Raw genomic sequence first — 13717 nt, forward strand, 5'->3', positions numbered from 1 at the left:
CTCGCCCCTTAACGGCGCCGCGGACGCAAGTCATTGCGGCGCTTTGTGCGAAAAGAGGGGCAGAATGTTGCAAAAGTCCGCTGTTGCGTTGGGAGTTGCCGCTTGTTTCACGTTTGCCGCGCAGGCACAGGCAGCGGATGCGTCGTCCGGGGGAACGAACGGCAACGAAGTCGAGACGGTCGTCGTCATCGGCGCCGGCGAGACCCGCTCGGTCTCCACCCTGCTGCCGGACAATCTCGATGTGCTGCCGCCCGGCGCCAGCGTGCAGAAGGCGCTGAACGTCCTGCCGGGCGTGATGGCGCAGTCGATCGACGCGCTGGGCCTCAACGAGCAGTCCCTGACCCTCCAGGTGCGCGGCTTCAGCACCACGCATCTCGGCTACACGCTCGACGGCATGCCGCTCGGCGACGGCGCCTACAACAACTATAACGGCCTCACCATCAGCCGCGCGCTGATCTCCGACAACCTTGGCCGCGCCGATCTGGCGACCGGCATCGCCGGCCTCGGCATCGCTTCGACCAGCAACCTCGGCGGCGCGGTGACCTATGTATCCAGCGACCCGCACCAGGAGTTTGGGATCGCGGCCAGCCAGAGCGTCGGCAGCGAAGACGGCATGCGCACCTTCGCGCGCGTCGATACCGGCGAGTATGAGGGTTTTTCAGCCTATTTTTCCGGACAGTACGTCCAACAGGACCTGTTCGTGCACCAGGCCGCCTACAACCAGTCCACCGAAGAGCAGTTCAACGGCAAGGTGCAATACAAGTTCGACCGCGGCACGATCACGGCCTTCGGGGACTATTCGCGCACCAACCAGGCCGACGATCCCTACATATCGAAAGACATAATCGCGCGCGACGGTTGGGATCTGGGCGGCTATGCGCCGGACTGGAACACTTATCTCAAGCGCGCCGCCTGTTCCGTGGCTTCGCTGAAAAGCAATTGCGTCAATCCGACGCCGCCGGAAAATATCGCGGATGATTTCTTCACGAACGGCCAGATCCTGCGCAACGATGCCATGTTCTACGTCGCCGGGGATTACGCCCTGACCGATTCCCTCAACGCGCACCTGCAAGCGTATCACCACGACGACAAGGGCGACGGCAACAACTGGATCGCCGGCTTGTCCAACCAGGGCACGGCGTCAACCGCCGACGATCTGCCGGTCCAGATACGCGACACGCGTTACACCATCAACCGCAACGGCGTGCTCGGAAACCTGGCTTGGGATGCCAGCTTCGACGGCATCAAGAACCACGTCCAGGCGGGCTTCTGGCTGGAGGAGAACATCAGCAGCGCCGCGCGCTACATCTGGACCAATGTCACGGGTCCCTTCAGCCTCGGGCATTTCCTGAAGGGCCAGCCGAATACCGCCCAATGGGCGCAGAAGACCAACTGGAACACGCGGCAGTTCTATGTCCAGGACACCGCTTCGCTGCTCGACGACGCGCTGACCGTCGATTTCGGTTTCAAGGGCACCGACGCAAAGTCGGACGCCCTGGCGATACCCGGTGTCGCCGCGACGGCGCCGCCGGCGTCCAGCCAGTTCGCGAGCGGCTCGCTGACGGCCAAGGACTATTTCATGCCGGAGGCGGGCGTGCGCTGGAAGTTCGCGCCCGGGCAGGAAGTGTATGCGAGCTACTCCGAGAACATGGCGATGTTCCAGGGCGGCTTCAAACTCGGTCCGCAGTCGGTTTCGCAAGCCGTCTGGGACGTGCAGGGCAAGACGCTGAAGCCCGAGACGTCGAAGAGCTTCGATGCCGGCTACCGCTATGTGGACGACAATGTGCAGCTTTCGCTGGCCCTGTACGACGTGGATTTCAAGAACCGCCTGCTGCAGTACAACCCCTGCCCGACAGCCCTGCAGGCAAACCCGGGCTGCGGCAACTCCTTTCACAATGCCGGCAGCGTCACCAGCAAGGGCGCGGAACTCGGCGTGCTGTGGCAGGCGCTGCCTTGGCTGAGCTGGTACAACTCGGCCTCGCTCAACGAGACCACCTATAATTCGGACCTCAACTTCTGCACCGCCACCTGCGTGCTCTATGCCACGGCCGGCAAGCAGCAGGTGGATACGCCAAAGCAGATGTATGCCAGCGTGCTGACCCTGAGGCGGGACGGTCTCTGGGCCTCGCTGCAGGGCAAGTTCACCGGCCGGCGCTACTACACCTACACCAACGACCAGGGCTTTGGCGCCTACGCCACGTTCGATCTCGGCCTCGGTTACGACTTCGGGGCCATCGGCATGCTGAGCGGCGCGACGCTGGCGCTGAACGTCACCAACCTGACCGACGTGCGCTATGCGGCGAACTTCGACAACAGCGTGTTCGCGCCGAACGATCCCGCGGGCACGATCATCGTGGCCCACTCGTCGGCGCCGCGGCAGGTCTTCGCCACGTTCGGCGTTTCGCTGTGAGCGCATGGCGCTGAGGTGAAGGCATGAGACTGCGGTTTTCTTGCGTGGGCGTGGCGGCCATTTTCCTCATGGCCGCCGCGCCGGCGAATGCCGCCACGCTTGTCGGGGTCGGGAGCATGGCTTCGGATGCCCTGGACATGCAGGGCGAGACGCTGGGCGGCATGGGCTCTGGCATGATGCTCGTGCCGCATAGCTGGCATCGCGTCGGGAAAAAATACGTGGCGCATCTCGATCTTTTGCCGGATCGCGGCTGGAACACCGCCGGCAGTGTCGATTACCGGGCGCGGGTGCAGGAATTCGATATCAGCCTGCTGCCCGACGACAGCGCGCCGGGTCACGAAGGCCAACTGACCCTTGCTCTCAAGAAGAGCCTTCTTCTGACGGACAACGCGGGAATGCCCACGACGGGTTTCGACCCCGTGGATGTGCGCCCCGCGGCCGGCGCGATTCCCGATCTGCCGGTCGCGGCCGATGGCCATGTCAGTCTGGATGACGAAGCCATTGCGCCGGACGGCCAGGGCGGCTTCTGGATCGGCGACGAGTATGGGCCCTATGTGTACCACTACGATGCACAAGGGCGCATGATCGGGGCCCTGCGGCCGCCCGAGGCCTTCATTCCACGGCGTAACGGCAAGGAGAATTTCTCCGCCAACAGCCCGCCGGCAGGCACCATCATCGACACCGGCAATCCCGAGACCGGCCGACAGAACAATCAAGGTTTCGAGGGCATGAGCATCAGCCCCGACGGCCATACCTTGTTTGTCGTCAATCAGAGCGCGCTGCGTCAGGACCTCGACGCCGGCAATGTCGCCGCCACGCGCCGCAATGTCCGCTTGCTCGCTTATGACATCACGGCCGCGCCCCGTTTGATCCATGAGTATGCGCTCCAGCTTCCGCTATACGAGGAGGACGGAAAGACCAAGGTTGCCGCGCAAAGCGAGCTTCTCGCGATCGACGATCATCGTTTTCTGCTTCTGTGCCGCGACAGCGGCGGAGGGCTTGCGTCGAAGCGCCCGGCCTCGCTTTACCGCAAGGTTGAGCTGGTGGATGTGCAGGGCGCCACCGACATCGCGGGCCGCTATGACGACGCTGCCGGCAGCATCGCGCCGAATGGCATTCTGCGCGACGACATCACGCCGGCGGCGTTGGCGGATTTTGTCGATCTGAACGACAACAGTCAGCTAAGCCGCTTTGGATTGCACAACGGGGCGCCGGCGGACGCTCATGATCTCTACGAAAAGTGGGAAAGCCTGGCATTGGCGCCGGCGGAGCGACCGGGCGAATATATTCTGCTTGTCGGCAGCGACAACGATTTCATCACCCAGCATGGCCGGATGGCCGGCAAGGCCTATGCCGACGGCAGCGGGGCCGACGTCGATACCTTGATCATGGCTTGGCGCGTGCGGATACCGCGGTAGTCGCAACCGGCCTTTTTCGAATTCCCAGACGGCGAGGCATGTCGCCGACGCGGGAAATCGTGGCCGTTCGCGATTTTTCTAACCCAATGATACCGGCGTTTTTGGTGGTGGAGCCAAGCGGGATCGAACCGCTGACCTCCTGCATGCCATGCAGGCGCTCTCCCAGCTGAGCTATGGCCCCATTCCAGAGCGCGCCGCGTTGGGCCGCGGCGCGAAACAAATTCAGCGTTCGTCCTTCTCGATATCCGCGTCGATGATCCCGCTGACATCGTCGTTCTCGTCTTCGTCCTCCTCGAGGAGGCTGTTGTCGTCCTCCTCCTCGTCCTCGTCGTCCTCGACGACGATGTCCTCGATGTCGTCCTCGTCGACCACCGACATGCCGGCGCCTTCGGTCTCGGTCTCCTCGGCGGCCTCTTCTTCTTCCTCGTCCTCGCCGGTGGCGGCGATCTGGATCGGCGCCTCGTCGGGGATCGGCTCGACGACTTCCTCGGCCTCGGCCTCTTCGCTCTCCTCGTCCTCGTTCTCCGCCTCTTCATCCTCGGCTTCGGCGGCGACGGGCTGCGCGGCGGCCGCTTCGGGCTGGCGCGGACGGCGCTGCTTGTACATCGCCTCGGGCTCGAAGGTGAACTGGCACTTCGGGCATTCGATGGGACGCTTCTGGAGGTCGTAGAACCGCGCCGCGCATTGCGGGCACACGCGTTTCAAACCGAGTTCTGCCTTGACCAATCTATTGCTTCCCATGAAAGAAGGGTTTCTTTGGAAGGCGGGTCGTTTGCCACGCCTGACACCGGCTGTCAAAGAGGATTTGGGGCGCCAAGATGCACGATTCAAGCGCGGCCAGACCCTTGAAATCGCGGCGGTCTTCCGGCCTGAAGGGCGTCGCTGTGGTTCCCGGCGACAAATCGGTCTCCCACCGGGCCCTGATCCTGGGCGCCCTGACGGTCGGCGAAACCCCCATTACCGGGCTTCTCGAAGCCGAGGACGTCCTCAATACCGCCGCCGCCATGCGGGCTTTCGGCGCCGTCGTGACCCGCGACGGCCCCGGCGCCTGGCGGGTGCGCGGAACCGGCGTAAGCGGCTGGGGCGAGCCCGACAATGTGCTCGATTTCGGCAATTCCGGCACCGGCTCGCGCCTGGTCATGGGCGCGATGGCGACGACGCCGATCACGGCGGTGTTCACCGGCGATGCCTCGCTGCGCGGCCGGCCGATGGCCCGGGTGCTCGATCCGCTGACCCATTTCGGCGCGACCTACACCGCGCGCGGGCGCGGCCTGATGCCGGTGACGCTGAGCGGCGCCAAGCTGCCGATTGCCGTCGAGCATCACGTCGCCGTCGCCTCCGCCCAGGTCAAATCGGCGATGCTGCTGGCCGCGCTCGGCGCCCCGGGCCGCTCGCGCGTCAGCCAGGACGCGCTGACCCGCGACCACACCGAGAAGATGCTCGCCGCCTTCGGCGCCAAGATCGAGGTCGAGAAGCTGGCGAAAGGCGAGGCGGTCTATGTGAGCGGCGAGGCCGAACTGAAACCCTGCGCCGTCGACGTGCCGCGCGACCCATCCTCCGCCGCCTTCGCGCTGGTGGCCGCGCTGATCGTGCCGGGCTCGGAGGTGCGCATTCCGTCGGTGCTGCTCAATCCGCGCCGCATCGGCCTGATCGAGACCCTGCTGGAGATGGGCGCCGCCATCGCCATCGAGAACGAACGCGTGAGCGGCGGCGAGCGGATCGGCGACCTCGTCGCGCGCTCCTCGCAGCTCAGGGGCGTCGACGTGCCCCCCGACCGCGCGCCCGCGATGATCGACGAATACCCCGTCCTCGCCGTGGCGGCCTCCTTCGCCGAAGGCCGCACCGTGATGCGCGGCCTCGAAGAATTGCGCGTGAAGGAAAGCGACCGTCTCGCCGCCATCGCCGCCGGGCTGAAAGCCAACGGCGTCACGACCGCCGAAACCCACGACACACTAACCGTCGAGGGCAGGGGCCAGGGCGGCGTCCCCGGCGGCGCACGGGTGGCAACCCATCTGGACCACCGCATCGCGATGAGCTTCCTCGTCATGGGTCTTGCGGCACGCGAGCCTGTGACCGTCGACGACACCGCGATGATCGCCACCAGCTTCCCCGAATTCGAGAAACTCATGCGCGACCTCGGCGCCGATTTTCTCGCCGTGAACGGGTAGCTGTCATGCGGCACGACAGGGGACCCCATGGTAAGAGCGCTTTGAGTGGTGAAGAATGGAAGCGTCGCTGTCTGAGCGATTGGGTACTGAAATGATGATTGAAAATGCTGTTCGGCTGAAATTGCTCGATGTCGTCGCTCTGTTGAACGACCGCGAGGGATTGGCACGCGGCCAGGTCGGAACGATTGTCGAGCTTCTGGACGGCGGCACCGCTCTTGTCGAGTTCAGCGACGGCGAGGGCCGCGCCTTTGCGACCCTGCCATGCCCGCTCTCCGAACTGATCGTTCTGCACTATGAGCGTCAGCCGGCCTGATGAGCATCGTCATCGCCGTCGATGGGACCGCCGCCTCCGGCAAGGGCACGCTCGCCAAGCGCCTCGCCCGCCACTTCAACTTCGCACATATGGATTCCGGCTCGCTGTACCGGCTGACCGCGCTCGCCGTGCTGGAGGCCAAGGGCGATCCGACCAACCAGGCGGACGCGCTCCAGGGCGCCCGCGCCGTCGATCTTTCCCGCGCCGGCAGTCCCGCCATCCGCACCGATGTGGTCGGCAAGGCGGCCAGCCAGGTTTCCGCCATCCCCGCCGTGCGCCGGGCGCTGCACGACTACCAGATCGCCTTCCTCGACCACCCGCCCGGCGGCAGCCTGGGCGCCGTGATGGATGGCCGCGACATCGGCACCGTCATCGCCCCCGCCGCCACGGCCAAATTGTTCGTCGACGCCGATCCCAAAATCCGCGCCCATCGCCGGCTGCTGGAACTGGAAACCATGGGCATCCTCCGCGACGAGGCGGATCTGCTCCAGGAAATCCTGGCCCGCGACCAGGCCGACCGCACCCGGCCCATCTCCCCGATGGTCCGGGCCAAGGATGCGGACTTGCTTGATACCACCGTATTGAGTATAGACGCGGCGTTCGCGGCAGCCCTCGCTTTGGTCTCACCGAAGATCGAGGACGCGCTCAAGGCTCGCCACAGGGGTTAGGAGACCCGGCGGCCTCTTCGAGCCACCCGAACTTGACCGACAACCCAACCGCCCAAGCGGGATTAGCGCCCGCGCGGGAAGTCCATCACGCCGAAGCCCAAGGGGCAAAGGCGGATCGGCACGACGAAGTGAATTGGAAATACCGAATGGCTCGCTACGCGACCGCAACCAAGATCAGAGAAACCACCCTTGCCTCCCCAAGCCGCGACGACTTCGCGGCCATGCTCGAAGCCAGCTTCGAGACCCAATCCCCCCAGGAAGGCGCCGTCATCACCGGCACCGTCGTCGGCATCGAAAACGACTTCGCCGTCATCGATGTCGGCCTGAAGACCGAGGGCCGCGTCAGCCTCAAGGAATTCGCGATGCCCGGCATGCCGGTCAACGTGAAGATGGGCGACAAGGTCGAAGTCTATCTCGAGCGCGTCGAGAACGCGCTGGGCGAAGCCGTCCTCAGCCGCGACAAGGCCCGCCGCGAAGAGAGCTGGATCAAGCTCGAACGCGCCTTCAACGAGCAGACCCGCGTCACCGGCGTGATCTTCGGCCGCGTCAAGGGCGGCTTCACCGTCGATCTCGACGGCGCCGTGGCCTTCCTGCCCGGCAGCCAGGTCGATGTCCGCCCGATGCGCGATGTCGGCCCCTTGATGAACCAGCCGCAGCCCTTCCAGATCCTCAAGATGGACCGGCGCCGCGGCAACATCGTGGTCTCGCGCCGCGCCGTGCTCGAAGAGCGCCGCGCCGAGGAGCGCACCAGCCTCGTCGCCTCGCTGCAGGAGAAGCAGGTGGTCGAAGGCGTGGTCAAGAACATCACCGACTACGGCGCCTTCGTCGATCTCGGCGGCGTCGACGGCCTGCTCCACGTCACCGACATCGCGTGGCGCCGCGTCAGCCATCCGACCGAGGTTCTCTCCGTCGGCCAGACCGTCACGGTGCAGATCATCAAGATCAACCACGAGACGCAGCGCATCAGCCTGGGCATGAAGCAGCTCCAGACCGATCCGTGGGAAGGCGTCGCCGTGAAGTACCCGCCGGGCGCCAAGTTCAAGGGCAAGGTCACCAACGTCACCGACTACGGCGCCTTCGTGGAGCTGGAGCCGGGCGTCGAGGGCCTGGTCCACGTCAGCGAAATGTCGTGGGTCAAGAAGAACGTCGCCCCGTCCAAGATCGTCGTGCCGGGCACCGAAGTCGAAGTGCAGGTGCTGGAAGTCGATTCCAACAAGCGCCGCATCAGCCTCGGCCTGAAGCAGACCCAGGAGAATCCCTGGGAGTCCTTCATGCGCGAGCATCCCGTGGGCTCGACCATCGAGGGCGAGATCAAGTCGATCACCGAGTTCGGCCTGTTCGTCGGCCTCGGCCACGACATCGACGGCATGGTCCACCTCTCCGACCTTAGCTGGGCGAAGTCCGGCGACGAGGCGGTCAAGGACTACGAGAAGGGCCAGGTCATCTCGGCCAAGGTGCTCGACGTCGACTCCGAGAAGGAGCGCGTCAGCCTGGGCGTGAAGCAGCTTGGCGACGATCCGATCGAGAAGGCGGGCGCCGGCGGCGGCGCGCTGCGCAAGAACCAGGTCGTCACCGTCACCGTGACCCAGGTCAATGACGGCGGCATCGAGGTCGAGTTGGCGGACGGCGTGAAGTCGTTCATCCGCCGCAGTGATCTGGCGCGCGACCGCGGTGACCAGCGTCCGGAGCGTTTCCAGGTCGGCAACAAGGTGGACGTGCTGGTGACGCAGGTCGACAAGTCGAGCCGCAGGGTCTCGGTGTCGATCAAGGCGCGCGAGATCTCCGAGGAGAAGGAGGCCGTGGCGCAATACGGCTCCTCCGACTCGGGCGCGAGCCTGGGCGACATCCTGGGCGCGGCGCTGAAGAAGCGCGGCGGCAAGGCCGACGAGTAATCGTCGTCCCATCGATAAAACGGAAAAGGCGCGGAGCAATCCGCGCCTTTTTTCTTTGCGCGGCACGGGACTTTTATGTCCGTAATTTCGGGCTGAAACGGACCTGGTGTCCTGAACCAGAAGTTCGCAGAATTTAGAACAAGGTGTCATGGCCCGCGACTGCGGGCCACCCAGGTGAAATCTGCCGCGGTCGTGCAGGTTTCACCTGGGTCCGCCGCATTCGCGGCGGATGACATTGAGTGCTGCGAACTTCTGACTCAGGAGACCAGAAGCATACACCTGGGTCCCCGCACGTTGTCGCTATGGGACCCCTCGCTTCGCTCGGCCGGGGATGACGGCGGCGTTTGGTCGGTGACATCGAGGCCGTCTTGCAGAGCATGTGGCGATTTTAGCGATTGGGTCGTTCCTCCCTCCGCCAAGACTTATCCAACACCGCCGGCGCGGCCTTATGATGTCGCCATGAACGAGCTTGTCCGATCTTTCGCTCTGGCCCCCGCGCCTCGCCCCGTCGCGGCGCCCTTCCGGCGCAATCGCGCCGACCTCGAAAACAATTATATTGCCGAAAATGTCTCAACATCTTGGCCCAACATGGATATTTCAAACGACGCCGCGCCGAGCCGGAGCGCCAGTCGCGCCGTCATCCGTCCGCCGCCTCTCCCGCGTAGCCCGCCGATGCGTCCCGCGCACGTCTCCTGCCAAACTGCTGACAGAACCCTGGCAGGAGGGGCTCGGTACGGTCTCTTCCTATTGAGGAGGGTTCTATGAGATTCGTGTCCATGGCGGTGGGCTTCGTGCTCGCCACGCTCATCACCATCGGCGCGCACGCTACCGTGCCGGCCGATGCCGACTATGTCGAGTTCACCGTGCACGACATCGCGCGCGCCAAGACGTTCTACGGCGCGGTATTTGGCTGGACATTCACCGACTACGGTCCGACCTATGCCAGCTTCGACGACGGCCGCATCGGCGGCGGCTTCACCACCGACGGCACGCCGCGCCCCGGCGGTCCGCTCGTCGTTTTCTACACCGCCGATCTCGACGCCACGCTGGCGCGCGTGAAGGCCGCCGGCGGTACGATCACAAAGCCGTCCTTTGCCTTCCCCGGCGGGCGGCGCTTCCACTTCACCGATCCCGACGGCACCGAGATCGCGGTGTGGTCGCAGAAATAGGAGGCGTCGATGCCGCACGATCCGCGCGACCTGCAGAAGAAGATGGAAGCCGCGATGCCGGCGAATGTCGATTGGCGCTTCAAGCCGATGTTCGGCGGCATCGGCGTCTATGCCGACGACCGGATGTGCGTCTCGCTGTCCGACGTCGGCCTGGCGGTGAAGCTGGCGCCCGCCGAGCAGGAGGCGCTGCTCAAGCTCAAGGGCGCCAGGCGGCTGCAATACGCGCCGTCCGTGCCGCCGAGCAAGACCTATATCGTCGTGCCCGACGCGATGCTGTCCGATCGCGGGACGCTCGGCCGCTGGCTGTCGGTCAGCGCCGCGCAAGCCGCGCGCGCTCCGGCCGCAAAACGCCGCAAATCCGGGCCTGCTGCAAATCCGCGCAAAGCGGGCCGGACTTAACGGTGCATTATTCTCATCCTGGGTAGCCTTCGCCGTCGCGCCGGGGTTGCCATTTCGTGAACGCGTCCGCCCAGTCCATTGCGCCCCTGCCGCGGGATCGCGACGCCGCGCCGTCGTTGGCGCTGCTCGCCCTTGCGATCTTCGCGGCGACCTGGGCCTGCGTCGCGCTCGTCCAGCACACCGGGCGCATCACGCCCTTGTGGGTCGCCAACGCGGTCCTGCTCGCCTGCCTGCTGCACTACCCGACCCGCGCCTGGCCCAAGATGCTGGCGGTCGCGGCGCTGGCGGGCGTGGCGGCCGATTTCGCGACGAGCGACACGGTCCTGAACGCCGCCGGTTTCTGTCTCGCGAACCTGACCGAGGTGCTGATCGTCGCGCTGCCGCTGCGCTGGCTCGGCTTCGACCGCGTCTTCAGCCGCACCGAGGTCCTGCTCACCTTCTACGGACTGGCGGTCGCGGCCTGCGCCGTCTCCGCGGCGATCGCGGGCGCGACGCTGCATTATTCCTCGGGCGCGCCGATCCTGTCGATCATGCGAAGCTGGTTCGGCGCCGACGCGCTGGGCCTCAGCCTGCTCGTGCCGTTCTTCATGTGCGTGCGCCAGGACGCGGTGAAGCGGATGTTCGCGCCCGGCGCGCGGTTCGGCACCTTCTTCCTGCTCGGCCTGGTCGCCGGCGTCGGCTATCTGTGCTACGCGCTGCCCTACACGACGCCGAGCTTCCTCTATTTCCCGATCCTGATCCTGCTCACCTTCCGGCGCGGCTTCGCCGGCGGCGCGCTCGGATTGTCGATGGCGCTGGCGGTCTCGTACTACATCGCGATCGGCGCCCACCCGTCGGCGGCGTTCATGGAGCTTTCGCCGGCCGAGCGCATCGCGATGGTGCAGCTCTACTACGCGGTGATCGGCTTCACCGTCATCCTGGCCGGCGCCACGCTCGACGAGCGCCGCGCGCTGGAGAAAAGCCTGGCGCTCTCCGCCCAGCGCGCCGAGGACGCGCGCGAGGAAGCGCTCCTGGCCAAGGACATGGCGGAGAAGGCGAGCCACGCCAAATCCTCCTTCCTCGCCAATATGAGCCACGAATTGCGCACCCCGCTGAACGCGGTGCTCGGCTTCTCGGAGATCATCCATACCGAGATGTACGGTCCCAACGGCGACACCCGCTATCGCGACTATGCCGGCCTGATCCACAGCGCCGGCACCCATCTGCTCGATTTGATCGGCGACATCCTGGACATGTCGAAGATCGAGGCCGGCAAGCTCGAACTGCACCGCGAGCGCGTCAACACCGCGGCCCTGGTGCGCGAATGCGTCGAGCTGGTCGGCGAGCGCGCCGCCGCCGGCGGGATCGAGCTGGACATGCGCGAGGCGCTGACGCCGGTCTTCCTCAGCGCCGACCGCCGCGCCCTCAAGCAGATACTGCTGAACCTTCTGTCCAACGCCATCAAGTTCACCCCCGCCGGCGGCACCGTCGCCATCGGCGTCGGCGACGAGGGCGCCCTGTGCCATCTTTCGGTATCCGACACCGGCGTCGGGATTTCGGCGGCCGAGATCGACCGGCTTGGCAACCCGTTCGTCCAGCTCTCGAACAATTCCGGCAAGCATGCCGGCACCGGCCTCGGCCTTGCTTTGGTCCGCGGCCTTTCCGAGCTGCATGGCGGCAGCATGCGCATCCACAGCGTCGAAGGGCTGGGGACGACGGTGACGATCATCCTGCCGATCAAGGCCCCGGTGGCGGACAGCCTGGCCGCCTGAGCCGCCCGATTTGCCGCCCGGCGAAGACAAAGGAGACCATTCTTTGGGGGAACTCTCGCCCTATTTTAAAAAAATGCTGAGCTTTCAGGGACTTCCATTGACGATCTGTCGAGGAATTGTCACAGTTAACTAGTCGGGGCAGGGGAGTCTGCCTCATAGGGTTTCCCTCAGGGGCAGGGGATGATCAAGTCCGAACTGGTTGCAAGGCTCACGGCTCGCTATCCGCACCTGTATCACCGCGATATCGAGCGCATCGTCTCGACGATGCTGGACGAAGTCACCAAGGCGCTGGCGGCGGGCCATCGCGTGGAATTGCGCGGTTTCGGCGCCTTTTCGGTGAAGGTTCGTCCGGCGCGCCAGGGGCGCAATCCGCGCACCGGCGAGCCGGTGTCGGTGGAAGAGAAGCGCGCCCCGTTCTTCCGCACCGGCAAGGAGCTGCGCGAGCGCCTGAACAACGGCGACGGACGCGAGGATTAAGCCCGCTTTTCGAGCCAGGCCAGGGACATGCGGCTCACCACTTGGATCCTCGCCATTCCGGTCGCGCTGGCCGCGATCTGGATCGCGCTGGCCAACCGCGCCCCGGTCGTCCTCAGCCTCGATCCGTTCTCCCAGGAAAGCCCGGCCCTGGCGCTGGAAATGCCGCTCTATCTGCTGCTGTTCGCGGCGGTGCTGATCGGCGTGCTTTTGGGCGGCCTGGCCATCGGGTTTCGCCGCGTGGCGCGCCGGGGCACCGAGCTAGCGCAAAGCGCGTCCGCCAGGGCGAGCGCGCTCTTGCCGGCGCGGCTGCGCGGGACTAAGACCCCGCCCGGATGAGCCAGATGCGATTCTCCAATCCCGTCTTCGTGGCGCTCGACACGCCGGATGTCGACCATGCGCTGGCGATCGCCAAGGCCGTGCGGGCCTATGTCGGCGGCCTGAAGGTCGGCCTCGAATTCATCACCGCCGCGGGTCCGGAGGGCATCCGCCGCATCGTCCAGACCAGCCTGCCGGTCTTCGCCGACGTGAAATTCCACGACATCCCCAACACCGTCGCCGCCGCCTCGCGCGAATTGGCCAAGCTGGGCACGCAGATCTTCAACATCCACGCCTCGGGCGGCGAACGCATGATGCGCGACGCCGCCGCCGCGGCGCGCGCCGTCGATCCGCGGGTCAAGGTGATCGGTGTCACCGCGCTGACCAGCCTGGACGACGCGGTGCTCGAATCCGTCGGCCAGCGCGGCCCCGCCGAGGAACAGGTGCTGCGCCTGGCGCGCCTCGCCAAGCAATCGATGCTCGACGGCGTGGTCTGCTCGGCGCACGAGATCGTCCCCCTGCGCAAGGCGCTCGGCCCGGACTTCCTGCTGGTGACACCCGGCATCCGTCCGGCCGGCGCCGATCTCGCCGACCAGAAGCGCGTCATGACGCCGGCCGAGGCGCACCGCGCCGGCGCCGACATCCTGGTGATCGGCCGTCCGATCACCGCCGCCGCCGATCCCGCCGCCGCCGCCAAGGCGATCGCGGACGAGCTGAAAACGCCGGCCTGAATCGGC

The 13717-nt window shown here is 65.9% G+C and carries 13 protein-coding genes and 1 tRNA gene; 12 read left to right on the plus strand and 2 right to left on the minus strand.

Annotated elements, in window-relative coordinates; translation table 11 throughout:
- The first annotated feature begins 64 nt into the window (after window positions 1-64).
- Window positions 65-2410, plus strand: coding sequence for a TonB-dependent receptor (locus tag WDM86_04360; protein MEI9989251.1), 2346 nt, complete (start codon window positions 65-67; stop codon window positions 2408-2410).
- A gap of 23 nt (window positions 2411-2433) precedes the next feature.
- Window positions 2434-3828, plus strand: coding sequence for an esterase-like activity of phytase family protein (locus WDM86_04365; GenBank protein ID MEI9989252.1), 1395 nt, complete (start codon window positions 2434-2436; stop codon window positions 3826-3828).
- 105 nt (window positions 3829-3933) lie between these two features.
- On the opposite strand, the gene WDM86_04370 is transcribed toward WDM86_04365, so the two are convergent.
- Window positions 3934-4009, minus strand: a tRNA-Ala gene (locus tag WDM86_04370).
- A gap of 41 nt (window positions 4010-4050) precedes the next feature.
- Window positions 4051-4554, minus strand: a complete 504-nt coding sequence (locus WDM86_04375; protein MEI9989253.1) for an FYDLN acid domain-containing protein — start codon at window positions 4552-4554, stop codon at window positions 4051-4053.
- Window positions 4555-4646: 92 nt separating this feature from the next.
- Between WDM86_04375 and aroA the strand changes: the two genes are divergently transcribed.
- The 10 genes from aroA to pyrF all read left to right on the plus strand — a co-directional run bounded on the left by aroA (window position 4647) and on the right by pyrF (window position 13711).
- A complete protein-coding gene (aroA, locus tag WDM86_04380) occupies window positions 4647-5996 on the plus strand; it encodes a 3-phosphoshikimate 1-carboxyvinyltransferase (GenBank protein MEI9989254.1) in 1350 nt (449 codons plus the stop codon).
- Window positions 5997-6051: 55 nt separating this feature from the next.
- Window positions 6052-6309 (plus strand): DUF4926 domain-containing protein, encoded by a 258-nt coding sequence (locus tag WDM86_04385; protein ID MEI9989255.1) that lies wholly within the window; start codon window positions 6052-6054, stop codon window positions 6307-6309.
- A complete protein-coding gene (gene cmk, locus WDM86_04390; protein MEI9989256.1) occupies window positions 6309-6977 on the plus strand; it encodes a (d)CMP kinase in 669 nt (222 codons plus the stop codon). The genes WDM86_04385 and cmk overlap by 1 nt, the downstream gene beginning before the upstream one ends.
- 146 nt (window positions 6978-7123) lie before the next feature.
- Window positions 7124-8869 (plus strand): 30S ribosomal protein S1, encoded by a 1746-nt coding sequence (gene rpsA / locus WDM86_04395; GenBank protein MEI9989257.1) that lies wholly within the window; start codon window positions 7124-7126, stop codon window positions 8867-8869.
- Window positions 8870-9630: 761 nt separating this feature from the next.
- A complete protein-coding gene (locus WDM86_04400; GenBank protein MEI9989258.1) occupies window positions 9631-10038 on the plus strand; it encodes a VOC family protein in 408 nt (135 codons plus the stop codon).
- A 9-nt stretch (window positions 10039-10047) separates the two neighbouring features.
- Entirely contained in the window at window positions 10048-10437 is a 390-nt protein-coding gene (locus WDM86_04405; protein ID MEI9989259.1) for a TfoX/Sxy family protein, read from the plus strand.
- Between the two features lie 56 nt (window positions 10438-10493).
- A complete protein-coding gene (locus WDM86_04410) occupies window positions 10494-12188 on the plus strand; it encodes an ATP-binding protein (GenBank protein MEI9989260.1) in 1695 nt (564 codons plus the stop codon).
- Window positions 12189-12368: 180 nt separating this feature from the next.
- Window positions 12369-12665 carry an integration host factor subunit beta gene (locus tag WDM86_04415; GenBank protein ID MEI9989261.1) on the plus strand — a complete coding sequence of 99 codons (297 nt, stop codon included), beginning with the start codon at window positions 12369-12371 and terminating at the stop codon, window positions 12663-12665.
- Window positions 12666-12692: 27 nt separating this feature from the next.
- Window positions 12693-13001, plus strand: coding sequence for a LapA family protein (locus WDM86_04420; protein ID MEI9989262.1), 309 nt, complete (start codon window positions 12693-12695; stop codon window positions 12999-13001).
- A complete protein-coding gene (gene pyrF, locus WDM86_04425; protein ID MEI9989263.1) occupies window positions 12998-13711 on the plus strand; it encodes an orotidine-5'-phosphate decarboxylase in 714 nt (237 codons plus the stop codon). Before WDM86_04420 ends, pyrF begins: the two co-directional genes overlap by 4 nt.
- Window positions 13712-13717: the final 6 nt, after the last annotated feature.

The sequence above is a fragment of the Rhizomicrobium sp. genome (genome assembly GCA_037200045.1).
GTDB lineage: Bacteria > Pseudomonadota > Alphaproteobacteria > Micropepsales > Micropepsaceae > Rhizomicrobium.